The sequence below is a fragment of the Thiothrix fructosivorans genome, from assembly GCF_017349355.1.
Classification (GTDB): domain Bacteria; phylum Pseudomonadota; class Gammaproteobacteria; order Thiotrichales; family Thiotrichaceae; genus Thiothrix; species Thiothrix fructosivorans.
Map to the genome: position 1 here is coordinate 1,021,820 of NZ_JAFMPM010000006.1, position 23,647 is coordinate 1,045,466.

Sequence of the window (23,647 nt, forward strand, 5' to 3'; positions counted from 1 at the left end):
CGGCGTATACTGTTAAGCATTAACCACTTGCAGACTAATACCATGCAAACTTTTGACCAGATTGTTGACCAGACACGCAACCTGCCGGAAAGCATTCAGCGGGAAATCCTGCACTTTGTGGAGTTCATCGTTACCAAGTACCGCTCTGCCCCAGTGCTTGAGCAACAGGCAGTGCCGAATGCGTTTGCCATCTACCAATCACTGGATTTGGGGCAAGGCGGCTACGCCAAAGTACCGTCGAATCGGGCGAAGCAGGGAATCCGTGAACTGCTGCTGAAAAAGCACGCCCGATGATTTTAATGGATACCGGGCCATTGGTAGCCCTGTTTGACCCGCAAGACCCTTACCACAAGCATTGTAGCGGTTTGCTGAAAACCATCCGTGAGCCGCTGATCACAACCATTCCAGTATTGACCGAAGTATTTCATCTGTTATCCCCCGATAGCCAAGGCAGCAAAGCGTTGCGCCAGTTCATTGAGCGCAAAGCCTTAAGCGTCTGGTTTATGGATGAATCTGCCCTCAGTACCGCATTGAACCTAATGGAAAAGTACATTGACCGCCCGATGGATCTCGCCGATGCGTCATTGGTTGTGGCAGCACAACGGCTGGGAACAAATCGTGTATTCACCGTTGATCGCAATGACTTTTTTGTTTATCGCGTGGCAGTCGGACATGAGTTGCGGGCGTTTGATGTGATTATTTGAACAGTTAGGCATTAAGACACTACTCCCCATGCCTAGCCATAAGCAGAGCGGCGGTAGATAGCTTCAAACCAACAAGCGTAATATCATCATCTGCCTCCCTTGATAGGTAAACGATTATGAAGGTGATCATGCTGATACCTGAAAAAACGGAAACGGCACAAGCAACCTCTCAAACAGCACTCAAAGAACGGTTGTTAACGATTGCCAAACGTTGTGCAGCGTTGCCTCTGCTTGATCGGCACACACCTGATGAAATTCTGGGTTACGATCAATTTGGGATGCCCAGCGCATGATGATTGCCCCCTCGGTGCTAATCGCCTATGGCATTCAACCACTCTTGAATCCCTGCATATACAAGGCATGTACTAACCTCACGTTTCCAAACAAGAGGGTATTGCCATGACTGCCATAGCCGCCAAATTATTCAAAAACGGAAAAAGCCAAGCCGTCCGCATCCCGCGCATCTTCCAGTTTGAAGGCATTGATGAAGTACTAATTCGACGCGAAGGCGATGCGCTCATCATCACGCCCAAGCGCAAAAGCTGGACATCGTTTGCGGACATCCCGAGTGCCGACGATGATTTCATGGCAGAACGCCCTGATCTTTTTGACCTTGGACGGGTGGTATTCTGATACTTTACATGCTTGATACGAACGATAAAGGCATTGCAGGAACGCCTGCATCAACAGCAGAGGGAATGATGAGCAAACCAACCCACGACAAACAAGGATTTTCCACCCGTGCCATTCACCACGCCTACGATGCTTATGCAGGTACAGGCGATTTGAATCCGCCGATACACCTGAGTTCCACCTACACCTTCCCCACGGTGGAAGACGGCAGTGCGCGGTTTGCCGGTGAGCAGCAAGGCTTCGTCTATTCCCGCGTTGGCAACCCCACCACGGTCTTGCTGGAACAACGCCTCGCCGATTTGGAAGGCGGGGAAGCCGCGCTGGTGACAGCCTCTGGCATGGGTGCAACCGCTGCCTTGCTGTGGACGCTGCTCAAACCGGGCGACGAAATCATTGCCGACAAAACGCTGTACGGTTGCACCTATGCGTTTTTCAATCACGGGCTGGCGAAATTCGGCGTAACCATTACCCACGTCGATATGGCTGACCCTGCCAACCTTGCGGCTGCCATCAGCGCGAACACCCGTATTGTGTTCTTTGAATCGCCCGCCAATCCCAATATGCGGCTGGTGGATATTCCGGCGGTTGCCGCTATTGCTCACCAGCACGACAACTGCAAAGTCGTAGTTGATAACACCTATTGCACGCCTTACCTGCAACGTCCGCTGGAATTGGGCGCGGATTATGTGGTGCACTCCGCCACCAAATACCTCGGCGGACACGGCGACCTGATTGCGGGGGCGATTGTCGGCGATGCCGAAACGCTGACTCAAGTACGCTTTTACGGCATCAAGGATATGACGGGTGCGGTGATGTCCTCGCAGGATGCGTTTCTGGTATTACGCGGTTTGAAAACCCTCGCGCTGCGGATGGATCGGCACTGCCAGAATGCGCAAGCAATTGCCGCCTTCCTTGCCAATCATCCCAAGGTGGAAGTCTGCCATTACCCCGGTCTGGAAAGTTTCCCGCAATACGCTTTGGCGCAGCGGCAAATGGTGCAACCCGGCGGTATGATTGCGTTTGAACTCAAGGGCGGCTTTGCGGCGGGTTGCCGTTTCATGAATGCCTTGAACCTGATCACCCGTGCAGTGAGTTTGGGCGATGCGGAAAGTTTGGCGCAACATCCTGCCAGCATGACGCATTCCACGTATACGCCGGAAGAGCGAGCGGAACACATGATCAGCGAAGGGCTGGTCAGGGTGTCGGCGGGGTTGGAAGATGTGGCGGATTTGCTGTCCGATGTTGAACAGGCGTTGGCGTTTGCCTGAGTGTGCGGCTAGGTTGCCGGTTTGTGCTATAGTTGAATGAAAGGGGCGGATCTCCGCCCCAGTGCGGTTTGCCTATTGCAGGCATCCCTTGTTTGTCCAGTCACAGGCGGGGGGCTTGGCTTGTTGCAGGCAATCATCTGCTGTGCATTGCACCGCACCCCGTGTCCAACTGACATCCATTTTTGCCGAATCGGCAGGCACGTCCAGATTGCGCAGGTATTCCTTCAGGTAAACGGCACGGAAGCAGGAGGTTTGTTCTTCAAAGCACTTGTCCGTGCCACCGCAACAGGTGTCGATATTTTTATCATCCATGTAGTTGAATGCCCCGGTCAGATACCATTTTCCGGCATCCGCCAAGCGGCTGGGAACCTGTTCGTGCGCCCCACGCTGATTGCCTGCGAAGTTGTAAGGGTTACGGATGCCCAGCTTGTCGGTCAGGCGCATACTTTGTGCGCACATGCTTTCCTGCCAAGTTGGCATGATGGTTTTGACACCGTATGCACAGGCGGAAGCCATTCCCAATGATTTCGGCGCTTCATCCTGCCCCAGTCCGAGGAAGGAATAGCTGTACATTTGCAGCGGTTTGCCATCCACCTGCACGGTTTTCACCGCTTCATCAGCGGCATTGCACTGGGTGCAGGGGAAGGCAATCTGGGTCGAGGCTCCGCCCATTTCGACAATGCCAAACTGGTTGTCTTTTTGTTCTGAGCGGGCTGCCAGCCAAGCATACAAGCCTTCTTCAAAGCCGGTCAGTGTGCGTGCATTCACTGCCACGTTGTTGCCTACCTTGGCTTGCAACTTTTGTTTCAGGTTGCTCCACAAGGTGGCACTGACCGCGCGGTTTTCTTGTTCGGCAATGCGCATCCCAGCAGTGGCAAACACATTGGCAGAAACCGGACGGCATTGCTCGCTCCAGTCAAACGCTTGCCATTTGGGTTTGCCATCTTTCAGCGGGCCATCCTGCTGGATACTGTCCAGTGCGGCAACGACTTCGGTAGTGACCGCATCCAGATCGCGGGGACTTTTGCCCCGGATGGAACGCACCGGGTCAGCCAGTGCACTGACCTTGGGGCCTGCGTGTTCCACCCATGTCTCGCCTTGCTGTTGATAGATGTACAGGCGTGTACCACTGCTGCCAGCGTCATAGACGATGTGGCAATCGGTCTGGGTTGTTTGGGAAGGGGTTCCATCGGATTTGGTGGTAGTCTGTTCCATGGTGGCACAGCCGTGCAGCAACACAATAAACAGACCGATAAACAAGGCTTTGGCGGTGATACGCATCAATACTCTCCTGCAAGTTGGGGTAAGTATGAAAGTAGCACAGTTTTTATCCTTTTCTATCAAGCTGAACGGTCGATAATGCTATACTTTTCCTATTCCTACCCATCATCAAAAGGAGCTTGTTCATGATTGTTTACCACGTTGCACAGGCCGCGAAACGCTGATCTTCTGATCTCTTTGCGTCCCGGTTTGTGCCGGGATTCTGCCGAATCCCCAATAACTTTCGCCTGACAACAGGCGGGTGTTTTGTTTTTGCTTATTGGGAATACAGTCATGCAAATCACACATCTCCATGAACTGGGATGGAATCATTTTTTTCAGTCACAACTTACGCTGGAAGCGCTGGCAACCAGCCTGCCGTTTCGTGTCACTGGCGTGCAACGCAACCTGATTGAATGCCTAGGGCTGGATGCGCAAGGGCAGGCGCAATCGCTCCAGCTTTCCACCTATCCGTGGCGGCACGAAGCGCCCGAAAATCATCCCACGGTCGGCGATTGGCTGCTGCTGGACAGGGACTTGCAGCCACTGCATCTGCTGGAACGTAAAACGCTAATCAAGCGCCGCAGCGCAGGCAGTGAAGCCGTACTCCAGCTTATTGCCGCCAATATCGACACGCTGTTTGTAGTGACTTCCTGCAATGAGGAATTCAGCCTTAACCGGCTGGAACGCTATCTGGCGTTGGCGGCGGAGGCTGCGATTGATGTGGTGGTAGTGCTGACCAAAAAAGACTTGTGCGCGGATACGTCGGAGTACGTGGATGCGCTCCGCAAGCCTTACCCCAGCCTTCCAATTGAAGTCATCAACGCGACCGATGCGCAGGATGTTGCAACACTCGCCATGTGGTGCAGCAGTGGGCAAACCATTGCCTTGCTGGGGTCATCCGGCGTGGGCAAATCCACCCTCCTCAACAGCCTGCAAGGCGATGATGGGCAGGCGACCGCGCCCATTCGGGAAAAGGACAGCAAGGGGCGGCACACCACCACATCCCGCAGCCTGCATCGTTTACAGGGCGGCGGCATCCTGCTGGATACGCCGGGAATGCGCGAGTTGCAAATGGTGGATTGCGAGGAAGGGATTCAGTCCACCTTCGCCGACATTGAACAGCTAGCGCGGCAATGCCACTTCCACGACTGCCAGCATCTGGCTGAACCAGAGTGCGCCGTCCGGCAAGCGGTCGAGGCTGGCAAGCTGGAACAACGGCGGCTGGATAATTACCACAAGTTGCTGGCAGAACAGGCACGCAACAGCGGCTCAGTCGCGGAACGACGTGAGCAGGATCGGGCGTTGGGGCGTTTTTACAAGCAGGCGAAAGCGTCTGCCAAACGCTTTAAGTCGCGGGACTAGCGGGCTTCGTTTACCGAGTCTGCCCGTTTGCCGACCGTTACCAACGCCTGCTCCACCTCCGCCGTCCATGGCTGCGCACAACTGAGGCGGATACAGTGGCGGTATTTTTGCGTGGCGGAAAAGATTTGCCCCGGTGCAATGCTAATCCCTTGCTTCAGCAAGTCTTGCGTCATGCGCAAGGTATCCGTGCCTTCCGCCAATTCCACCCACAAGACGAAGCCACCTTTGGGTTGTGTGACCCGTGTGCCTGCGGGGAAATGCTGACTGATGGCATGGCTGAACAAATCGACTTGGCGGGCATAGCGGGTTTGCACTTGGCGCAAATAACGTTCGTAGCCGCCGTGCGCGAGGAAGTCCGCCAGTGCCAATTGGGGCAAGGTCGGCGCGGCAAGGTTGGCGACGTACTTGAGGTATTCCGCACGGCAGAAAAAGCGTTCCGGCAATACCATCCAGCCGATACGCAAGCCTTGCGCCACAGTTTTGGAAAACGATGAACAGTAAATCACATTGCCGTTGGCAGGGTCTGGTTCAACACTGAGCAGGTTGGGCGGGCGTGCGCCGTTGAAACCGAGGTCGCCGTAAATATCGTCTTCGATCAGCAGCAAGTTGTGACGGTGGGCGAGGGCGACCAGTTGCCGCTTGCGCTCCACTGGCATCAAACTGCCGAGCGGGTTGCTGAAGTTGGGGATTAGCACGCAGGCTTTTACCGTCCACTGTGTCAGCGCGAGTTCGAGGGCGGGCAGGCTGATACCTTCTTGCGGGTCGGTAGGGATTTCCAGCGCCTTCATGCCCAGCGCTTCAATGACTTGCAGCAAGCCGTAAAAGGTCGGTGATTCGATAGCGATAATATCGCCCGCACTGGCAACGGTTTGCAAGGCAAGGGAAAGCGCTTCCTGACAGCCGTTGGTGATGAGGATACGGTTGGCAGCAACGGGGCTGCCGCACAAGTGCATTCGCCGTGCTAATTGTTGCTGCAATTCGGGCAAACCGGGTGGGAAGGCGTAGTTGGCGGCGCGTTTGCCATAGTGCCGCACGGTTTTGGCGAGGCTGCGCTGGAAGGCTCGCATCGGCATGAACGATTCGTCTGGCACGGCAGCACCAAGCTGCACGAAACCCGCGCGGCTGGTGGCTTGCGCGAGTTGTAACACCAGTTCTTGACCCGTTACGGGCGTGGGTTTGAGGACAGGTTGTGAAGTGGTAGGCAATTCGGGTTTGAGCCAGGGGCGCAGGCGAATGTAATAACCGGAACGCGGGCGGGCTTCGATCAGACAAAGGTTTTCGAGCTGGCGTTGCGCTTGCACGATGGTGGAAATGCTTACGCCGAATTGCTGGCTGAGGCGGCGTACACCGGGCAGGCGTGAGCCTTGTGGGTAAACGCCGTTGTCGATGTGCGCAGTGAGTTGGGTGGCTATGCCGTGGTAGAGGGTCATGGGTATTCCATTAAACTGTACTGCTAATTTAAACAGAATCTACACCTGTACCGCTATATTGCGCGACCTATAAACTGCTATGCCTGACAAGTAACTATTGGGACAGTCCACCATGTTTGAACAAGCCCGCTGCTGGCAAGCATTTTCCGCCCTGATCCAACAAGAAACCGGAGGCTGATACACTATGAAAAACAGCGCCATCAACGCCACTGACATTCCGCCCCGCATCAAGCCCTCCGTTTACCCGGAACCCTTCGCCTCGCGTATGACCGGGCGGGAAAAACGCCAGCTTGGCGACTTTTTCGGGCTGAATAATTTTGGTGTCAACCTGACCCAGCTGACTCCCGGTGCGATTTCTGCCTTGCGCCATTCCCACACCAAGCAGGATGAGTTTGTGTATATCCTGCAAGGCTGCCCGACCCTGCACACCAACGACGGCGCAACCCGGCTTGAACCCGGTATGTGTGCAGGTTTTCCAGCAGGTGCTGGTAATGCTGCCAATCTGAGCAACGACACGGATAGCGACGTGCTGTATCTCGAAATCGGCGACCGGATGGCAGGCGATTCAGCCAACTACCCAGACGATGATCTTCAGGCTGTGCAAGTTGCTGGAGAATGGTTATTCACCCACAAGGATGGTACACCGTATGAATAACATACCTTTATTTCAAGTCGATGCCTTCACCAGTCAACCATTTTCCGGCAATCCAGCCGCCGTGTGCCTGTTGGATAAGGCAGCCGATGCACGTTGGATGCAAGCGGTCGGGGCGGAAATGAACCTGAGCGAAACCGCGTTCGTGTGGCGCGAAGCCGACGGTTTTGCATTACGCTGGTTTACCCCAACGGTTGAAGTTGATTTGTGCGGACATGCCACGCTGGCTACTGCCCACATTCTTTGGCAGGAAGGTTGGTTAGCCAGCAACGCAATCGCACGTTTTTATACCCGCAGCGGTGTTCTGACGGCGCAACTCGTCGGCAAGCGGATTATGCTGGATTTTCCCGCGACACCTGCAACAGCGGCATCAGCACCCAGCGGGCTGTTGGCAGCCTTGGGCGTGACGGACGCGACGGTATTTTCCAACCATGTCGATTATTTGGTGCTGCTGGAGAGTGAAGCCGAAGTAGGGCGGATACAAGTGGACTTTGCCGCCCTCAAAGCCTGCCAAGTCACACGCGGCATCATAGTGACGGCTGCGGCGCACGGCACGGAATATGATTTCGTGTCACGCTTTTTTGCCCCTGCTGCTGGCATTGACGAAGACCCAGTAACAGGCTCGGCGCATTGCACGCTTGCCCCTTTTTGGGCGGAGCGTTTGGGTAAAAACAGCCTGCAAGCGTATCAAGCATCCGCCCGTGGTGGTGAAGTATTGGTTGAATGGCTGGGTGAACGGGTATTGCTGGCGGGTTCAGCCGTGACGGTATTCAGCGGAACATTGTGGGTTTGAGTTTAAAAAACCAAATATTGGAAGGAAAAAAGCATGGAATCAGCAATATTCAACCTCACCGCTTACTGCCAGCGCATCGGCTACACGGGTGAATTACGCCCCGACCTTGCCACCGTGCAAGCCTTGATGCAACACCAGTTGCGCAGTGTACCCTTTGAAAATCTGGATGTATTGGCAGGCAAACCCATTTCCCTCAACCCCGCCGACATTGTGGCGAAAATCGTTGGCAAGCAGCGCGGCGGCTACTGCTACGAAGTCAATGGACTGTTTGCAATGGCACTGCAAGCGCTGCAAATCCCTTACCAATTCGTTGCCGCCCGCCCGATGTTTTACCCCATGAAACGCCCGCGTACCCACATGGCCTTGCTGGTCACGCTGGAGGGTACGGAATGGCTGTGTGATTTAGGTTTTGGCAGCTACGGCATCCGCGCACCGCTACGGTTGGATGTGTTGGAAGCGCCAATTCCACAAGGCTGTGACACTTTCATGCTGAGTGGGGAAGGCGGCGATATTGTCCTCAAAGCGCAAGTAGATGACGCATGGGTGAAGCAATACGGTTTTAACCGCTGCCCGGTCGAGTGGATTGATTTTGCCCCGGCAAACTGGTTGAACTCTACCCATCCTGACGCGGTGTTTACCCAGAAACCGTTGGTGGTGCGCTTCACGGTTAGCGGGCGCAATATCCTGTTTGGCGACAGTTTTAAGCAGGTGGAGGAAGGTTTGACCACGCAACACACCCTTGCCCCACACGAACAAGCGGCGGTATTGGCGGAACATTTCGGCCTCGGTGCAGTTTAGCGGTTAGATTGGCTGGAGGCGGCGAAATCCGTACTACTCATAAGCGTCAAGTTTTTGGCTACAAAACCGGCATCATTCGACAGGATAATGTCACATCCCGCTTGTGTTGCCAGCACGTATTGCACCGTATCCTCAAGATCGGTGTAATCGGTATCTTGTTGCATCAAGGTAATCGCATCGGCTAACTGGTTATTGCCAAACGGCACAATCTCAAAAATGGCATTGACCTGTTCCAGTGCATCCAATGCTTTGGCACGGTCTTGGCTTTTGGCGGTGATGTAGTACACCGTGGTCACAATGTCACAAGTCGTTACCAAGGTCAGCCCTTGCTCTAGGCAGTATTCAAGGCATTGGTAACTAGCTTCGTGAAAACGCCGCTTGGCATCGAAAATGTCATTGATAACGTTGGCATCGACGAAAATCCGTTGGCTCATAGCGTGCGCTCACTTTTCATGCGTTGAATCGACTGTTCGTCGCCAATCAAACCCGTAAAAGCTCCTTTCAATTGCTTTAGCTTGGCAAGGCGCAGGTCATTACGCAGAGCTGCCGATGCGTTGTGAATCAATTCCTGAATGACCTGACTTTGCTTCTTGTGGAGAAACGTTGCCAGAAAATCCAATTCCCGCGCTGTTTCATCGGGCATGGTGAAGTTTTTGCGCGTGGCTTTGGATGGGGGGATTTTGTGTGCTGTTATCATGATGTATTCAAAAGTGTGTATTTTATTATGTGTATGGTACGCCTTGCTCCTTCGTATTGGCAATATGCCTAACTATCTATAACGTTGCTCCAATGTCAGCAAAAACTGCTTCGCTGCCAACCCGCCTGCGTACCCCGCGAGTTTGCCCGATTTGGCAATCACGCGGTGGCAGGGAATCACAATACTGATCGGGTTCAAACTGTTGGTGTGCCCAATTGCCCGCACCGCTTGCGGCTGCCCTACGGCATTCGCTTGTTCGGAATAGCTGCGGGTTTCGCCGTAGGGGATGTTACGTAAGGTTTGCCAAGTGCGCTGCTGGAAAGGTGTGCCGTTCAAGTGTAAGGGCAACTCAAACGTCTGGCATTCGCCCGCGAAATAGGCTTGTAACTGTACGATGGTTTGCACAATCAGCGGGTTGGTTTGTGCCTGCATTGTACCCAGCGTGGCACGGATTCGTGCCCAATTGCTTTCAAACGCAATGGCGCGTAAAGCATCGTGATCGGCGGCGATAAACAGTCGCCCTAAGGGTGAATCCCACGTTTGAAAACTGATGCTGAGGGTCGAAGCGCTCATGTGTCGTGCCAGCGGTGAATAATACGCGTTAGTATAGTGGATGCTGGGCAACTAACACGGCGGGATTAATGCCGCCAATTCTTTGCCATCCACCGCTTGGCGCAAATCGTAATCGACCAACAAGGGCAGATAGCCCGACTCCCTATCCAATTGCAGGAAGGTCGTGGCGGGGATTTTGCCTGCGGGCAACTCAGTCTTGCGGCACGCATCCACGCTTACGCCCATCGTACTTTCCGGCTTCTTGCCACCATCGGCTTTTTTTGCTTGCAGCGTGTCGCGGAAGTGTTGAAGGCGTGGAATATCCGCCGGTGCAAGCCGATACGCATATAGTTTATAGCCCGATTTGTCGGCATCGGTAAGCGTTTTGCCTTCCAGCGCCAAGGGGATGGCTTCGAGGTTGAAGTGTTCGTTAATGGGTGTTTCACCGTCACGCTTCATGCCGAGTTCCAGCTTGACGCCATCAGGGCGTGGCGCCACCCAATCCGGCATTTGCGCGGCAACCCGTAAAATGCTTGGATCAACCGTCATCAAGTCAGCGGTGGCGAGTTTGTACAGCGTTTTGACAGGGATGGAAGTACATGCGCCGAGCATGACAGCGGCAGCGATGGGGATGAATCGTTTCATGTTTTAATACCTTTTTGGTTGAAGTAATTATTGTATTACGATAATATTTTCAAACTCAATAAGAAATTCAGGTAACTACCATGCGCTTGCACACCACCCGTCTGAAACATTGGCTTGCACCTGCTGCGAAAGTGATTTCAGTACTATTGCTCTTATCCAACACGCTGCTATGGTGGCTATCCGATGGGCAGGCGCTTATCCTAAAAAACTTTGCCACCCTCACCAATGAACCACTCCAGTTGACACCTTTTGGCGTGTGGATGGGCTGGGGACTTTCTACCCTACACTTGTTGATTATGATGTGGGGGATTTGGGCAATGGCGGGGGTGTTTCGTTGGTTGGCGCAAGGCGACTATTTTCACGCGGACATTGCGCGGCAATTGCGGCGTTTTGGCGTGGCGTTGATGGTGTTTGGCGTAGCTAGCCCCGTGGTGCGATTGTTGATGGTGCTGGCGGTAACGTTGGAGAACCCAGAAGGGCATCAGGTGATAGCGATTAGCCTTGAGATGAATGATGTGCTGGTGGTGTTAATCGGGGCGTTAATGGTGATGCTTGCCCATGCCTTGCAAGCCGCTGCTGTGATTGCCGACGATAACCGCCAGATTGTGTGACCCCATGCCTATTATTGTGAACCTTGATGTGATGCTCGCCAAACGTAAGATGCGCTCGAAAGAGTTGGCGGAACGCATTGGCATTACCGAACAGAATGTGTCCCTGCTCAAATCCGGCAAGGTCAAAGGCATCCGCTTTGATACGCTGGAGAAAATTTGCGAGGTGTTGCAATGCCAGCCGGGGGATATTTTGGTGTTTGAAGCGGAGAGTGCGGGAATTCTACCGTGATTAATAAAACAGATATTAAGTGTCCTGCTTGCGGTGAAAACACTATTTCTACACTGAGTTTGTTTAGATCAGTTATTGGCATCGGTTTTCACCCTGAATGCTCCGCTTGTCATACGCAGTGGTCGGTTAGTTCAATCTGGCAAGGTGGTTATGCTGGCTTAATCCTATTGTCTTTTGTTTTATCAGCAGTTTTTAGTATCAAATTACATAGCTATGTTCCGTATTACTGGTTGATAGTTGCTTTGTTCTTAGCTGCATATAGCGTTGTCCGCTTTGCTAAACCAATGTTAAGAAAGCCGATACCCTACTGGTTGCAATTGTTGCATTACGTCGTTTTTGGACTGCTTATTTTTATTTTCATGAAAATTTAGTGAAAATTTGATTTATGGTTATTTTTATGTATCTATTTATTCTAATATTGTCGGTGATTTCTTGCTTTGTTGGGTTTGTCTTAGAGGTTGCCGAGGGGAATATTTGCCACATTCAGAATGGACGTTTACCCAATGCAGGTGTTGCGATTTTTCCGAATATTCCCGTTGTGCCGCTTATCTATGTGCTGGTGGTGTGGCTGCTCAACCATCTGTATCAAGACCTTGGGTTTATCGTTGTGGCTACTTATGCGGTTCTGGGTATCGGTGTTCAGCTATTTCAGTACAGGAAAGCTAACCGCCAATTGAAAACGCTAAATACATGACATTTGAGACGGGCGCAGTGGAGTAATCGTCTGATATGCAACAAGTGGTATACTCCGATCATACCAACCATTGACAGGTAAATGCTGATGTCGAGCATACAAATCACCTCACAAGTATCTACCGATGAGCTGCTGCATGGGGTAGAAAGTCTGCCAATTGAAGAATTGGAGCAGTTCGTTGCGCGGGTATTAGCACTTTGTGCCAGACGCAAAGCCAACAGTTTGAGTACCCAAGAAACACGTTTGCTGCAACTGATTAATCGCCCCGTCCCCTCAGTGCTGCAAAGCCGTTACGACGCATTGATTCAACAGCAACGTGCTGGCACTCTCACGCATCCGCAGGGTGATGAGCTAAACAATGTCATTGAGCAAATTGAGCTGTTTGATGCCGAACGTGTCCAACATTTGGTGAGCTTGGCGGCATTGCGGCAAGTATCTATAGATAAGTTAATGAAAGATCTGGGTATTCGCCAGCCTGATTATGTCTGACTACCTATCTAAAGCACTACGTACCACGGTTGCAACACGCGCAAACGGTTGTTGTGAATATTGTCGTAGCCAGGCGCGATTTGCCACCCATGAATCGAGGGCCTTTGGTCAATTTGCGGCGGGCACTGTATGGAATAGGGGAGCATCCGCCTGAATAAAATACAGTACTCACAAGGAGAAATGTTGCCATGAGCCATGCCGTACCTGATGCCCCTTGCCGTTGCGCATGGGTAGATCTGAGCAAACCCGATTACGTCGCCTACCACGACGAAGAATGGGGCGTACCCATCCACGATGACCGCAAATTGTTCGAGTTCATCGTGCTGGAATCGGCGCAAGCAGGCTTGAGTTGGTACACCATCCTGCGCAAGCGCGACAATTACCGCCAAGCCTTCGACGATTTCGACCCCGAAAAAATCGTGCTCTACGATGCTGCCAAAGTCGAGGAGTTGCTGGGCAATGCCGGGATTATCCGCAATCGCCTGAAAGTGTTGGCAACCATCAATAACGCACAACGCTTTCTGGCAGTGCAGGCAGCATTCGGCAGTTTCGATGCCTATCTGTGGCAGTTTGTCGGCGGCAAACCCATCGTCAACCACCGCAAAACCTTGGCAGAATACACCACCACTACCCCAGAATCGGATGCGATGAGCAAGGATTTGAAAAAGCGTGGCTTCAAATTCATGGGTTCAACCGTGTGTTACGCGTTTATGCAGGCGACGGGGATGGTGAATGACCATACGCTCGACTGCTTCCGACGCAATATCTGACGTATGGTCAATGCTTCTTTCATCCCAACGGCTTGTCAAATCAAGCTTTTAGCGATGCCATGTCGATCACGAAGCGGTATTTCACATCGCTTTTCAACATGCGCTCGTAGGCTGCATTAATTTCCTGAATCTGGATGACTTCGATGTCGGAGGTAATGCCATGTTCGCCGCAGAAATCCAGCATCTCCTGCGTTTCGGCAATGCCACCGATGAGAGAACCCGCCACCGACTTGCGTCCCAATACCAGCGGCGCGGAATTCAGGAAGGCAACTTTACCCAGCCGCTGCGTATTGATGCCCTCGCCAAGCAAGTCAATATGAGTACCTCCACCTTGCATCATCATTTCCGTGCGTTGACAGCCAAGAGTCCGCTCCAGTATCAGAAATGGTTACGCTTGCACGAAGCACGCCGCCTGATGCTGACCGAACATCAGGATGTTGCCAGCGCTGCTTTTGAGGTCGGTTATGAAAGCCCCTCGCAATTCAGCCGCGAATACCATCGCTTGTTTGGTGCGCCGCCCTTGCGCGATATTAGCTATTTACGCAATAGTTCAACAAACTGAAATTGCCAAGAGGATTGTCAGCGTGTGCATTTTATCCTACCACCCAATGCTGACGCACTCGCACCTTCGCGCCCATGCGCTCAAAGATTTTGGATAAGTGTAATGGCACGATTCGTTGGAAGCGGCCGAGCAAGGTGCTGCAATAACACCAGCACCGATAAATCTGTATGATGTGTCACCCAAGCCATCCGCTCATTTTGTAAGGAGTCCGCCGTGAACCCCACGATTACCACCAAAGCCATTGCCGTCCTGTTTTCCCTGTCAACCTTGGCGGCGTGTTCCAGCACGGGCATGAATGCCACCGCCAACACCTCCGGCTCAAATGCGGGGGCAACTTCATCCGTAGGAAGTGGTGACGCTTGCGCGGCGCAATACGTGGATGGCACGCAACCGCAATTGACCAACGCCAAACTTGCGCCGAAAACACGGGCGATTTGCTTTTCGGAATACGCGGTGCTGCATTCGGGGGTAACACGCACGCCGTTGTGGGCAAGCGAACACCTGACCTACAACGAGTTGCTGATGGATATTGATCGTAAAGACAATTTCCACGCTGAACAGTCCTTGCCGGAAGACGAACGTGCGGAATTGGCGGACTACGCTGGTTCGGGCTACGACCGTGGTCACCTTGCCCCCGCAGGCGATATGCCCTCGGTGGAAGCGATGAGCGAAAGCTTTTCCTTAGCCAATATGACTCCGCAAAACCCGACCAATAACCGAGGTTTGTGGTCGAGTATTGAGGCGAAAACCCGCAATCTGGCAAAGGAACGTGGTGAGCTGTTTGTGGTGTCTGGGGCGATTTTCGAGGGGTCATCCATCAAGCGCTTGAACAATCGCGTGTTTGTGCCGAGCAGCTATTTTAAAGCGATTTACGATGCCAACACGGGCGAGAGCGGTGCATATTGGGTTGCAAACGATGCCAATAAGAACTACAAGATGTTGAGTATTAACGAGTTGGTGCAAACGGCGGGTATCGACCCGTTTCCGAGCATCAGCGAAACCAGCAAAAATAACGTTATGGCATTACCGCAACCTTGAGACACAAATGGATTATTTCAAGAACGAATCGGAAACCCACATCCTGCACGAATTGAATATTGAAAACCGTTTGGATCGTGTGTCCCTGCACGGCAGCGTGGATATTACTCACGATGCCGCAGGGCTAGCGTTAGCGTGCCAGTTGCAGGCGATGTTGGCGGGGATGATTGCCGTATTGCAGACGGAGCAAGCAAATGGTGCGTTGCCTGAGCAGATCAGTCTTGCTAGCGCGGCTGAGGTGGATAATCCGTTTTTGTGAATCTTCTGTAATACCGTAATCTTCAGCGTTTGCACGCTGGCAAGGTGAATTCGATACGCCGATCCAGCGCATCGCGTTCATCATCACTGCCCGTCCCCACAATATTCTCACTGAAGCCTTTGCCAGCGGTACGGATCTTACTGGCGGTAGCAGGAAAAGCGGTTTTCATCATGTCCCGAACGTGATTGGCACGGCGTAACGACAAAGCATTGTTGAACGCTGCCGAACCGGAATGACTGCCATGCCCCGTAACACCGATACACTTTGGCTGTGCATCCAAGTAAGCGGCAATTTTGTCGACCCACAACGTGTATTGTTCCTGCGTCATTGGATTGCCCGCAAACTGTTCAGTTCCCACTTTGAAGAGGATTTTCAGTGCCAATTCCTTGTTTTGGGTGAAACTCAGTGCCAGCAGTTTGTCGAATGCTTGCTCTGATTGGTCGTTCTGCCCCAGCCGTAAATGGCTGATGTATAAGCCTGCATAGGTGCGCGGGGTCAAGCCGTCGGCGTGTTGGGCGGCAGCCTGATAGAGACGGATTGCTTTGCTGTATTGCTGTTTGGCGTAAGCCTCGCCCGCTTCATTTAACAGTGCCAAGGTCGCAAAGCCTTGCCGCTGGTGGGGAACAATGGTGGTGGGGTGCGGCGATTTCTGGAGCGTGTAAGACGGGCTGTCCTTAAATTCGGGGTAGCGTTGGTAATTCAGATTTTTATCCGTAATCCAAGCATCCGCCCGCGCAATGACTGTGCCATCTTGCGCTTTACGGATGATACCTTGCTGGTGATACAGCTTACCTAACGTTGGGTTGGGGTGTTGTTCCAACGCAATACTGCTTTGCAGCACGTAGTTGCTGTCACGCAGCGACTCGCGGGACAGCGGTAGGATGGGTTCGTCGGTGTACGCTTTTGCCGTTTGCTGGATGTATTGTGTCACTTGCTTGTTGAGCAGTAATTGTTCTTGTGAATACGCATCCACCATCACATCAAGCGCCATGCTCTTGGGGCGTAGTTGACCCCATAGCCCTTGGTTTGCGTGGATGCCTGCAAAAAGCTGGCGAGTGATGCTGGTTGTGGCGGCTTGCAAGGGCTGGGGCTGATCACTGGGTTGGATGACCTGCGTGCTGCAAGCGTTCAGGAAGGTTAGGCACAAGGCGAAGGATACGGCTAATCGTTGTTTTTTCAACATGGCGGTGAGTATTGATGTAGTTATGGGGTGAGGTTTAAGGACTGTTCCAGCATTTTAAACGCATCGGGTGCTTTTTTATGTTTAAGCGGTTGCCCTTTGGCGGGTTTATTGGCGCGTTTAATCGGAATGTCGGCTTTTGCGCTAACCGTGCGGGCTGGCGTGTGCGGTTTAATGCGGGGTTTGGCGAGAACAGGTTGGGCGGTTGTTCGTGTGACCTGCACAGGGGGCGGTGTAGCGACGGTGTTGACGACCGGCAGAATAGTTACCGTTACCGCTGTGGGCAGTGTCGTTATTTTCTGCGGAGGGATGAGAGGTGCTACCGCTTGAGGTGTAAGGTGTTTAGGTGGATCTTTCACAAAGAACAGCATGATGATGCCAATAATGGGCGCTGTCAACAGGATCGACTCTGCTAAGATTTTTAGAACCCATTTGAACGGATTTTGGGGTGTGTGAGTCGATTGCAACATGGGGGCAGCTTCCTGCTTGGTTAACTCCGTGTGCTGCTAACAGCAAATTTATATTAGCACATGTAGGAAATAGCCCTTGGTTATTTTATAATTAATGATTAAATTCTATACGTATAGGGATTCAGGTGTGCATTCCTTCGTCATCTGCTCGCTGTTCGGTGCGTTCGCATTCGGCAATCGCTTGCGCTCCGAACAGCAAAATAATCGCAGCAACTTCCAGAAATACCAAGGCAAGCACAGCGGTGGTGAGTGAGCCGTAGATGATGTTTACCATCGACAAGGTGGAAAAGTACCAGACCAAGATGTGACGGGTGATTTCCCACAACACCGCGACGCACACACTGCCCATCATGGCGTGCCGCCAGGAGATATTGCCGACCGGCATGACCATGTAAAATGAGGTCAGTAGCAAGCTCAAGCCGAAAATACCGAATAAATACAAAATGCCGCCGGTCACATTATCCAATTCCACTGCCCAGAAAAATACCGTGATGACTTGCCCGTGCCAAACGCTTAATGCGCCGCTGATGACCGTGATCAGCAAGATGCCTAGCCCCAACATTAAAATATACAAATACGGGATAATGGCGGAAATCAAGAAATGCCGCCGATGGATTTTAACGCGGTGAAAAAAGATTACCGACATGGCATTTTCCAGCACGGTAAACGCGATGGAACTGAAAAAGATCAAGATCGCAAAGCCGACTGTGCCGACTGTGTGGCGATTTTCCAGAAAAATGTGCATTTGTTCGGTGAGCAAGCCAGCGCGTTCCCCGAAAATCAGGCTGAGGTTATTGCGCACAATGTGCAATAGCTCTTGCTCGTCAATCAAGTGCGACAATGCCACAATCAGCAGCGTGAACAGCGGAATAATCGACAGCAAGGTATAATAGGCAATCGCCCCGGCCAACAGAATTCCTTGATTAGCGCGGAAGCTAACCAAGGTGCGTTTGAAAAAATCCCAGCCTTCGTGGAGGAGTGGCATGTGCTGGCTTAGCTCTTCATGATGAAGTAAGTACCAGCGGCGGCTAATGCCATCCACAAAATTACTGCACCAACGCCCAACATTTCCGAGAGCGTGCCCATGAACAGCAGAATCAGTAAAGCGGCGGCAAGCAAGCCATTGCCAATCCAGAAATTGGTGTTTTTCATTAACGCATCCCCAAGTGTTGCTAAGTGCGCCCATTGTAGGGGAATAGCGTAGCAACAGGTATCCTTAGCAAGGGATAATTCAGACGCGTCCGTCGTATTGATAAATAATACTATGTCTTGCGCTATGCCGTTTATCCGTTGCTTTAAACCGTCGCCGCTGTTCGGCACTCAATAACGCTGACGCGTGACCTATACCCCATCCCATTAGCAAACAGTAAACGGATGGGATCACGATGGCAAAACCAGCATGGCAAACAAAGTTGTGGGTAAGTACGACTGCATTGCTGCTGTTACTCTCAGGTTGCGGGGGCGGTAGCATGGCGCAAAGTCAAATTAACATTATTGCCCGTGCGGTCACACCGCCACAGCCTACAGTGGTCAGCACCGCGTTACTGTTTGAAGGTTCACCCACGGCAGCACGTTATGTTCGCACCGAGGGGATGATGACCACCACGCAACCGTTCCGCGTCGCCAGTATCGCCAAAGTGTTGACGGCGACAGTGGTGCTGCAATTGGTGGAAGAGGGCTATTTCACGCTGGATACGCCGCTGTCGCGCTTGCTGGATGATACGCTGTTGCCTGCGGGTTATACGCTGGATGATTTGCATGTGATGGGCAATCGTAAAGCGGGTGGCAGCATCACCGTGCGTCAATTGTTGCAACACACGGCGGGCTTGCGCGATTACATTGCGGATTCCCCGACGGCGCAGGATAGCAATGGCTTGTTTGCGCAAATGATCACGGATGTGCTGAACAATGACGGGCGCGGTATTGCCTCACGGCATTGGGATGGCAAAGCCTTGCTGGGTCATTACTTGACCACGGGTTTGGGACGCAATGCGTTGTCTGCGCCGGGGCAGCGCTTTGATTACAGCGACACGGATTATTTGCTGTTAGGTTTGGTGGTGGAGCGTGTCACCGGACAGACGCTAACCAGCCATTACCGTGGACGCATTTTCAACCGTTTGGGAATGGCGAATACGTGGCACGAAGGTTTTGAGGCGAATCGTGGCACAGTGGCACAGCATTTCCACACCGTTGCAACGTCGGGCAATTCGCGTACCCTTGACATGACGGCGACGCGCTTGGATATGTCAGCGGCGTGGGCAAGCGGTGCGCTGGTGTCTACACCGGACGAGTTGGCGGTATTTTTGCGGGCATTGATGCGGGGCGAGTTATTCCGCAATCCGGCGACGTTGGCGAAGATGAAGCAAATCAGCAAGGTCAGCCCGAATTACGGTTTGGGTTTGCAACGGGCGGTTTTGAATGGGCGTGAAGTGTGGGGTCATGCGGGGTTCTGGGGCACGATTATGTTGCACGATGCCAGCAAGGATGCGTTATTGGTGATGACGGTAAATGAAACCGGTCACGATATGTACCAAGAAGCAGCGAAGGTGTTGAGCATGGCAACGGGTTGGTAGTGGTAGACCTGACATTGTTATGGGTCATTGTGCTGGGGGCGGGGATTGTTTACGCTCTGTGCCATTCAACCCACTCCACTAGGATACGACAATGACTCAGCAAACAATGAACGAAGCGGAAGAGCTGTTAGTGAAAGCCTTGGCTGGTGAACTGGAAGGCGATGCTTTCATTCAGCAGTTGATGGAAGTGACGCTGTTCATGCCGATCTACGAAAAACACCAGATTGGTGGCTTGCAACCCACTACCAGCGATCAGGCCGTGCCGCTCACGTTGGATGATGAACAGGGCAATAAGATTCTGATCTTATTCACCAGCCCCGATCGCGCCAAGGTGTTTGTGCGTGATTTCCCCGGTTACGGCGGTGGCTTGCTGGCGGAATTTAAGTGGATTATTGAGAAAGTGGGTGTCGGTTACAGCATTTCGATCAATCCCGATCATGAGATGGGGATTGATTTGGAAGTAGGGATGTTGCAGGGCTTACATTAAGGCGTAGGCAAATACTGCGACCAGTCATGGTAATCCTTGCCGAATACGAAGAAATGCGGGTTCAGCAGGGATTCTTTGGTGTTGTAACGCATAGGCTGCATGTCGGTGCGGGTGAAATGCCCACCCGCTTCTTCGACAATGATTTGTGCGGCGGCGGTATCCCATTCGGAGGTTAAGCCAAGGCGTGGGTAAATATCGGCTGTGCCTTCGGCGACTAAACACGCTTTCAGGATGCTGCCCAGCACGGCGTAATCGTGTTCGCCAATGCGTTCCAAAAAGTGCGGCATGATCGGGTCACGGTGCGATTTGCTGCCCATGACTTTGAGCGGCTTGCCCGTCGGGCGCGTGCTGATCGGGAAAGTTTCCCCGTTGGCTTGTTTGAATGCGCCGCCGCCTTGATGGGCAAACCACGTTTCATTGAGGGCGGGGGCGTGAACCACACCGAGGATGGGAACGTGGTTGTGGATCAGCGCAATCAGCGTGCCAAATTCGCCATTGCGTTTGATGAATTCGCGCGTGCCGTCCAGCGGGTCAACCAGCCAGTAGGTTTGCCATTGGCTGCGTTCGCTGAACGGGAGTTTGGCGGATTCTTCGGATAGCACGGGGTATTGCGGGGTCAGCGCGGTTAACGCATCCACAATGTGGTGGTGCGAAGCCATATCCGCAGCGGTGAGCGGCGAGTCGTCGGCTTTGTGTTCCACTGAGAAATCGGCTGAGTTATAGACCTCCATAATTTTGTCGCCTGCTGTTTGCGCAATGCAAACGGTGGCGTGGAGGAGGTTAGGCAAGTCCATGAAAATCCCTGTGTGTCATTTTAATCGTGTTGTTTGAGCCAATCCTGCGCCAAATACAACGCCAGCAAGCTGCGCCCTTCGGTGAAATCATCCTGCAACAGCAAGTCGGCAGCGTCGGACAATTTCCACGGCACGACTTCCAGCGGCTCAGGTTCGTCGCCTTCCGTTCGCTGCGGGTAGAGGTCGCGGGCAAGAATCAGGTGGGTGCTGTGTTGCATATAGCCGGGGGAGAGGCTGACGCGCCGCAATACGTGTAAATCGCGTGCGCCGTAGCCGACTTCTTCCATGATTTCGCGGTTGGCAGCGTCGAGGACATCTTCGCCGCGTTCTACTTTGCCTTTGGGGAAGCCGAGTTCGTAGCGTCCCGTTCCGGCAGAATATTCGCGGATCAACAGCAGGGTGTCGTCATCCAGCAGCGGCACGATGAGCACCGCGCCATTGCCACGGTTGGCAAGGCGCTCGTAGGTGCGGCGTTCACCGTTGCTGAATTCCAAATGGAGTTCTTCCACATGGAACAAGCGGCTGCTGGTGACGGGGTGTATGGCGTGTATCGTGGGTGGTTTTTGCATCCCGCGATTCTAACCTACCACGCCTGACTTATCACCTTGTCCCCGTGCAGGTAATGGATGAATTCGCCAATCATCACCGAACGGTCATTTGGCCATTGGTAGCTGGAGTAGCTGTATGGGTCGGTGGCTGAGGCGGTTTTGCTAACGATGGGCGCAAGTGCTTGCATCGTGCCGGTTTGGGTGTTGATGTTGAGGCGGTAAAGCTCATCCTGTGTCCAGTTGTAGTAGGTGCTGGGTGCTGCGGAACTATCGCTGGCTGCCCCGTCATGTAGGCTGAGTGGCAATGCCATTTGCAGGTTAGCCCCTTGTTGCAACGTGGTTAACGCATGATGACTTTGGGAAACAGCGGTTTCTGTGCCACGTTTGCCAAGAATGATCTTTTGCTTCTCGTAAGGTGTTGCCGGATTGGTGATGTCGATCAGGGAAAGTTTCACGCCCTGATACCATGCGCCGCGTCCCTCATCACCACCTGCTGTGGCAATGGCATCTTTACCAATACCCAACAAGTAATTGTCGCCAACCGGGTGTAGGTAATCGGAATAGCCGTCAATTTTTAATTCGCTGGCAACGAACGGATCGGATGGATTCGACAAGTCTAATAAGTACAACGGGTCAGTCGTGCGGAAGGTGACGATATAGCCTTTATCGCCAAGGAAGCGAGTCGCATAAATCTGTTCGCCCGGTTTACCCAACGCGGTCGGACGGTTTTTGTTGGGTAAGGTTGCGAGAATATCGAGCGCTTGATTCGCGGTATTTTCCTGCAAGGTGGTCAAACGTGCGGGCGATGGATTCGTCGATAAATCGTTATCACCGTTGTAAGTAACCACGCGCAGCACATCCTTATGTTCGCTCATGCGGAATGGTTTTTGCTCTTGATTCCAACCAAGGTGTCCATCCACACGCCCAGAGCCACGGTAATTGATGCCCCCCGCGAGTGAGAATTTGTGTAAATCGGTGGTGATATTTGGTGCGTAAACAATGCTGGTACTGGTGCTATTGCCAGACGCATCGACACTCACGGGGACAGGGTAATTGTAACTGGTGGTTGCTAGATAAATCGCATCGGTGGAGGCGTACAAGGTTTCGGTATCACCCGCGAAACACTTGCCTTGTGGTGTTAGTGTGGCGCTATTCATGTCAATCGCTAGCAGACTGACAATGCTGGTCTGGTAGCTTTTCTTGTCGGTGTATTGCGTCATGAAGCAATCATCGCCGCTGAAGATTTCGTTTTTGCTGCCGCCATTGAGTTGGTAATCGGGCAGGAAATCGGCAAGCGTAGCCTTATCGATCAGTGCGCGGTTGGCTGCTGCTTCGGCTTCAGTGGTTGGGTATTGATTCAAATTGGGTAGGTTGGGGCTGTGACGCGTGGCGACGTACAGTGTTGAACCGATACGGCGGCTGCTAATCACTTGTCCATCCACCGTGAGTTTGGCGGTTTGGGTGGGGTTTTCAGGATTGGCAACGTTCAGCAAATACATCTGGCTTTGTTGGTTTTGCCAAAAGCTGGGGATGAACCAACGACTCCAGATATTGTAGATTTGCTGTTCTTCCGCGAGGGCGACCAGTTTTGCACCATCGAGGTACAGACCACTCAAGCGGGTATTGGTGTCATTCCCCACTGGTAGGTCTTTCACCAGCGTGTTGCTTGCGCCATTGGTTTTGAAAATGCGCACATTCGGCTGGTCGGTTGCGGTGGTGTAGAGGTACGTGCCGTCGGTTTTAATGCGGTCGGCTTCATCGACATTGGTTTCTTGGGTATTGGTGCTAGAAACGCTTTTGGAGGTGTCGGCAACAACGGAAGGTGTGGTTGTTGCCATTACCGGCATAATGCACATATCACTGCCTTTACCACAGGGATACATATTGGAACGTACCGTGCCGTACATTTCCAGCATTTGCTGTTTGATCAGTGTTTCGAGTTCTGCGTTGTTAGCGGCTTGTTTCAAAGCCGGTTTGCTCGCCGTGGTGCTGGGTGTGGTCGTCGTACCCGTGTTATTCGTGCTAACTGTCGTGCTAGAGCCGCCGCCACACGCGCTGAGTAACAAGGCGATAGAAATGCTTAAGCCAAACTGATGCGGATTTTTCATGATACCCTCCGGTATGATGTATTTTTAGTGGTATGTGG

34 protein-coding genes are annotated in these 23,647 nt (G+C 52.7%); 20 read left to right on the forward strand and 14 right to left on the reverse strand.

The features are described from left to right. The first annotated feature begins 42 nt into the window (after window positions 1-42). From J1836_RS08265 to J1836_RS08285, 5 genes are all read left to right on the forward strand, one after another. Window positions 43-294 (forward strand): hypothetical protein, encoded by a 252-nt coding sequence (locus J1836_RS08265; RefSeq protein WP_207250655.1) that lies wholly within the window; start codon window positions 43-45, stop codon window positions 292-294. Next, window positions 291-704 (forward strand): type II toxin-antitoxin system VapC family toxin, encoded by a 414-nt coding sequence (locus J1836_RS08270; RefSeq protein ID WP_207250661.1) that lies wholly within the window; start codon window positions 291-293, stop codon window positions 702-704. Before J1836_RS08265 ends, J1836_RS08270 begins: the two co-directional genes overlap by 4 nt. A 128-nt stretch (window positions 705-832) precedes the next feature. Continuing rightward, a complete protein-coding gene (locus tag J1836_RS08275; RefSeq protein ID WP_207250662.1) occupies window positions 833-997 on the forward strand; it encodes a hypothetical protein in 165 nt (54 codons plus the stop codon). Window positions 998-1,103: 106 nt separating this feature from the next. After that, window positions 1,104-1,337 (forward strand): type II toxin-antitoxin system VapB family antitoxin, encoded by a 234-nt coding sequence (vapB, locus tag J1836_RS08280; RefSeq protein WP_207250663.1) that lies wholly within the window; start codon window positions 1,104-1,106, stop codon window positions 1,335-1,337. 8 nt (window positions 1,338-1,345) lie between these two features. Next, window positions 1,346-2,605 (forward strand): methionine gamma-lyase, encoded by a 1,260-nt coding sequence (locus tag J1836_RS08285; RefSeq protein WP_242632776.1) that lies wholly within the window; start codon window positions 1,346-1,348, stop codon window positions 2,603-2,605. A gap of 72 nt (window positions 2,606-2,677) precedes the next feature. On the opposite strand, the gene J1836_RS08290 is transcribed toward J1836_RS08285, so the two are convergent. After that, a complete protein-coding gene (locus J1836_RS08290; protein ID WP_207250664.1) occupies window positions 2,678-3,886 on the reverse strand; it encodes a hypothetical protein in 1,209 nt (402 codons plus the stop codon). 273 nt (window positions 3,887-4,159) lie between these two features. On the opposite strand from J1836_RS08290, the gene rsgA reads away from it, so the two are divergent. After that, window positions 4,160-5,230, forward strand: coding sequence for a ribosome small subunit-dependent GTPase A (gene rsgA / locus J1836_RS08295; RefSeq protein ID WP_207250665.1), 1,071 nt, complete (start codon window positions 4,160-4,162; stop codon window positions 5,228-5,230). On the opposite strand, the gene J1836_RS08300 is transcribed toward rsgA, so the two are convergent. Continuing rightward, entirely contained in the window at window positions 5,227-6,660 is a 1,434-nt protein-coding gene (locus J1836_RS08300; protein WP_207250666.1) for an aminotransferase-like domain-containing protein, read from the reverse strand. The genes rsgA and J1836_RS08300 overlap by 4 nt on opposite strands. 184 nt (window positions 6,661-6,844) lie before the next feature. Between J1836_RS08300 and J1836_RS08305 the strand changes: the two genes are divergently transcribed. From J1836_RS08305 to J1836_RS08315, 3 genes are read left to right on the forward strand one after another with little or no spacing between them, the layout of a single operon-like run. Then, window positions 6,845-7,315 (forward strand): cupin domain-containing protein, encoded by a 471-nt coding sequence (locus tag J1836_RS08305; RefSeq protein ID WP_207250667.1) that lies wholly within the window; start codon window positions 6,845-6,847, stop codon window positions 7,313-7,315. Beyond that, the gene (locus J1836_RS08310) at window positions 7,308-8,105 is read left to right on the forward strand and encodes a PhzF family phenazine biosynthesis protein (protein WP_207250668.1); all 798 of its coding nucleotides are present in this window, start codon (window positions 7,308-7,310) and stop codon (window positions 8,103-8,105) included. The genes J1836_RS08305 and J1836_RS08310 overlap by 8 nt, the downstream gene beginning before the upstream one ends. A 33-nt stretch (window positions 8,106-8,138) precedes the next feature. Beyond that, window positions 8,139-8,903, forward strand: coding sequence for an arylamine N-acetyltransferase family protein (locus tag J1836_RS08315; RefSeq protein WP_207250669.1), 765 nt, complete (start codon window positions 8,139-8,141; stop codon window positions 8,901-8,903). Here the strand turns inward: J1836_RS08315 and J1836_RS08320 are convergent. The 4 genes from J1836_RS08320 to J1836_RS08335 all read right to left on the reverse strand — a co-directional run bounded on the left by J1836_RS08320 (window position 8,900) and on the right by J1836_RS08335 (window position 10,797). Further along, window positions 8,900-9,337, reverse strand: a complete 438-nt coding sequence (locus J1836_RS08320) for a type II toxin-antitoxin system VapC family toxin (protein WP_207250670.1) — start codon at window positions 9,335-9,337, stop codon at window positions 8,900-8,902. The two genes, J1836_RS08315 and J1836_RS08320, sit on opposite strands and share 4 nt — an antisense overlap. Next, a complete protein-coding gene (locus J1836_RS08325) occupies window positions 9,334-9,600 on the reverse strand; it encodes a hypothetical protein (protein WP_207250671.1) in 267 nt (88 codons plus the stop codon). The genes J1836_RS08320 and J1836_RS08325 overlap by 4 nt, the downstream gene beginning before the upstream one ends. Before the next feature lie 72 nt (window positions 9,601-9,672). Beyond that, on the reverse strand, window positions 9,673-10,173 hold the full coding sequence (locus J1836_RS08330) for a methylated-DNA--[protein]-cysteine S-methyltransferase (protein ID WP_207250672.1): 501 nt from the start codon (window positions 10,171-10,173) through the stop codon (window positions 9,673-9,675). Window positions 10,174-10,224: 51 nt separating this feature from the next. Then, window positions 10,225-10,797, reverse strand: coding sequence for a hypothetical protein (locus J1836_RS08335; RefSeq protein WP_242632777.1), 573 nt, complete (start codon window positions 10,795-10,797; stop codon window positions 10,225-10,227). Window positions 10,798-10,877: 80 nt separating this feature from the next. Here J1836_RS08335 and J1836_RS08340 point away from each other — a divergent pair, with 80 nt between their 5' ends. The 6 genes from J1836_RS08340 (at window position 10,878) to J1836_RS08365 (ending at window position 13,590) form a co-directional block, all read left to right on the forward strand. After that, entirely contained in the window at window positions 10,878-11,408 is a 531-nt protein-coding gene (locus tag J1836_RS08340) for a DUF2975 domain-containing protein (RefSeq protein ID WP_207250673.1), read from the forward strand. A gap of 4 nt (window positions 11,409-11,412) precedes the next feature. Next, on the forward strand, window positions 11,413-11,637 hold the full coding sequence (locus J1836_RS08345; RefSeq protein WP_207250674.1) for a helix-turn-helix domain-containing protein: 225 nt from the start codon (window positions 11,413-11,415) through the stop codon (window positions 11,635-11,637). Then, window positions 11,634-12,008 (forward strand): hypothetical protein, encoded by a 375-nt coding sequence (locus J1836_RS08350; RefSeq protein ID WP_207250675.1) that lies wholly within the window; start codon window positions 11,634-11,636, stop codon window positions 12,006-12,008. Before J1836_RS08345 ends, J1836_RS08350 begins: the two co-directional genes overlap by 4 nt. A gap of 14 nt (window positions 12,009-12,022) precedes the next feature. Next, complete coding sequence (locus tag J1836_RS08355; RefSeq protein WP_207250676.1) at window positions 12,023-12,331, forward strand: hypothetical protein; 309 nt, start codon at window positions 12,023-12,025, stop codon at window positions 12,329-12,331. Between the two features lie 87 nt (window positions 12,332-12,418). Then, entirely contained in the window at window positions 12,419-12,820 is a 402-nt protein-coding gene (locus tag J1836_RS08360) for a hypothetical protein (RefSeq protein WP_207250677.1), read from the forward strand. A gap of 188 nt (window positions 12,821-13,008) precedes the next feature. Beyond that, window positions 13,009-13,590: a DNA-3-methyladenine glycosylase I gene (locus tag J1836_RS08365; RefSeq protein WP_207250678.1), complete on the forward strand. Its 582-nt coding sequence runs from the start codon at window positions 13,009-13,011 to the stop codon at window positions 13,588-13,590. A 40-nt stretch (window positions 13,591-13,630) separates the two neighbouring features. Here J1836_RS08365 and J1836_RS08370 read toward each other — a convergent pair whose 3' ends face one another. After that, entirely contained in the window at window positions 13,631-13,933 is a 303-nt protein-coding gene (locus J1836_RS08370) for a hypothetical protein (RefSeq protein ID WP_372447669.1), read from the reverse strand. Here J1836_RS08370 and J1836_RS08375 point away from each other — a divergent pair. The 3 genes from J1836_RS08375 (at window position 13,907) to J1836_RS08385 (ending at window position 15,449) form a co-directional block, all read left to right on the forward strand. Continuing rightward, window positions 13,907-14,152 (forward strand): helix-turn-helix transcriptional regulator, encoded by a 246-nt coding sequence (locus J1836_RS08375; protein ID WP_278189468.1) that lies wholly within the window; start codon window positions 13,907-13,909, stop codon window positions 14,150-14,152. The two genes, J1836_RS08370 and J1836_RS08375, sit on opposite strands and share 27 nt — an antisense overlap. Window positions 14,153-14,365: 213 nt before the next feature. After that, window positions 14,366-15,190, forward strand: a complete 825-nt coding sequence (locus J1836_RS08380) for a DNA/RNA non-specific endonuclease (protein ID WP_242632778.1) — start codon at window positions 14,366-14,368, stop codon at window positions 15,188-15,190. A gap of 7 nt (window positions 15,191-15,197) precedes the next feature. After that, the gene (locus tag J1836_RS08385; RefSeq protein ID WP_207250680.1) at window positions 15,198-15,449 is read left to right on the forward strand and encodes a hypothetical protein; all 252 of its coding nucleotides are present in this window, start codon (window positions 15,198-15,200) and stop codon (window positions 15,447-15,449) included. 22 nt (window positions 15,450-15,471) lie between these two features. Here the strand turns inward: J1836_RS08385 and J1836_RS08390 are convergent, their stop codons facing one another. The 4 genes from J1836_RS08390 to J1836_RS08405 all read right to left on the reverse strand — a co-directional run bounded on the left by J1836_RS08390 (window position 15,472) and on the right by J1836_RS08405 (window position 18,251). Then, entirely contained in the window at window positions 15,472-16,632 is a 1,161-nt protein-coding gene (locus J1836_RS08390) for an OmpA family protein (protein ID WP_207250681.1), read from the reverse strand. A gap of 20 nt (window positions 16,633-16,652) precedes the next feature. Then, the gene (locus tag J1836_RS08395; protein WP_207250682.1) at window positions 16,653-17,099 is read right to left on the reverse strand and encodes a hypothetical protein; all 447 of its coding nucleotides are present in this window, start codon (window positions 17,097-17,099) and stop codon (window positions 16,653-16,655) included. A gap of 121 nt (window positions 17,100-17,220) precedes the next feature. Then, entirely contained in the window at window positions 17,221-18,084 is an 864-nt protein-coding gene (locus J1836_RS08400; protein ID WP_207250683.1) for a YihY/virulence factor BrkB family protein, read from the reverse strand. 8 nt (window positions 18,085-18,092) lie between these two features. Beyond that, complete coding sequence (locus tag J1836_RS08405) at window positions 18,093-18,251, reverse strand: hypothetical protein (RefSeq protein ID WP_207250684.1); 159 nt, start codon at window positions 18,249-18,251, stop codon at window positions 18,093-18,095. A gap of 233 nt (window positions 18,252-18,484) precedes the next feature. Between J1836_RS08405 and J1836_RS08410 the strand changes: the two genes are divergently transcribed. After that, window positions 18,485-19,672 carry a serine hydrolase domain-containing protein gene (locus tag J1836_RS08410; RefSeq protein ID WP_207250685.1) on the forward strand — a complete coding sequence of 396 codons (1,188 nt, stop codon included), beginning with the start codon at window positions 18,485-18,487 and terminating at the stop codon, window positions 19,670-19,672. A gap of 91 nt (window positions 19,673-19,763) precedes the next feature. Continuing rightward, on the forward strand, window positions 19,764-20,159 hold the full coding sequence (locus tag J1836_RS08415) for an SseB family protein (RefSeq protein ID WP_207250686.1): 396 nt from the start codon (window positions 19,764-19,766) through the stop codon (window positions 20,157-20,159). On the opposite strand, the gene cysQ is transcribed toward J1836_RS08415, so the two are convergent. The 3 genes from cysQ to J1836_RS08430 are packed head-to-tail and all read right to left on the reverse strand — an operon-like array spanning window position 20,156 to window position 23,609. Further along, complete coding sequence (cysQ, locus tag J1836_RS08420; RefSeq protein WP_207250687.1) at window positions 20,156-20,953, reverse strand: 3'(2'),5'-bisphosphate nucleotidase CysQ; 798 nt, start codon at window positions 20,951-20,953, stop codon at window positions 20,156-20,158. The genes J1836_RS08415 and cysQ overlap by 4 nt on opposite strands. A 20-nt stretch (window positions 20,954-20,973) precedes the next feature. Beyond that, window positions 20,974-21,522, reverse strand: a complete 549-nt coding sequence (nudE, locus tag J1836_RS08425) for an ADP compounds hydrolase NudE (RefSeq protein WP_207250688.1) — start codon at window positions 21,520-21,522, stop codon at window positions 20,974-20,976. Between the two features lie 14 nt (window positions 21,523-21,536). Further along, window positions 21,537-23,609 carry a beta-propeller domain-containing protein gene (locus J1836_RS08430; protein WP_207250689.1) on the reverse strand — a complete coding sequence of 691 codons (2,073 nt, stop codon included), beginning with the start codon at window positions 23,607-23,609 and terminating at the stop codon, window positions 21,537-21,539. Between the last annotated feature and the right edge of the window lie 38 nt (window positions 23,610-23,647).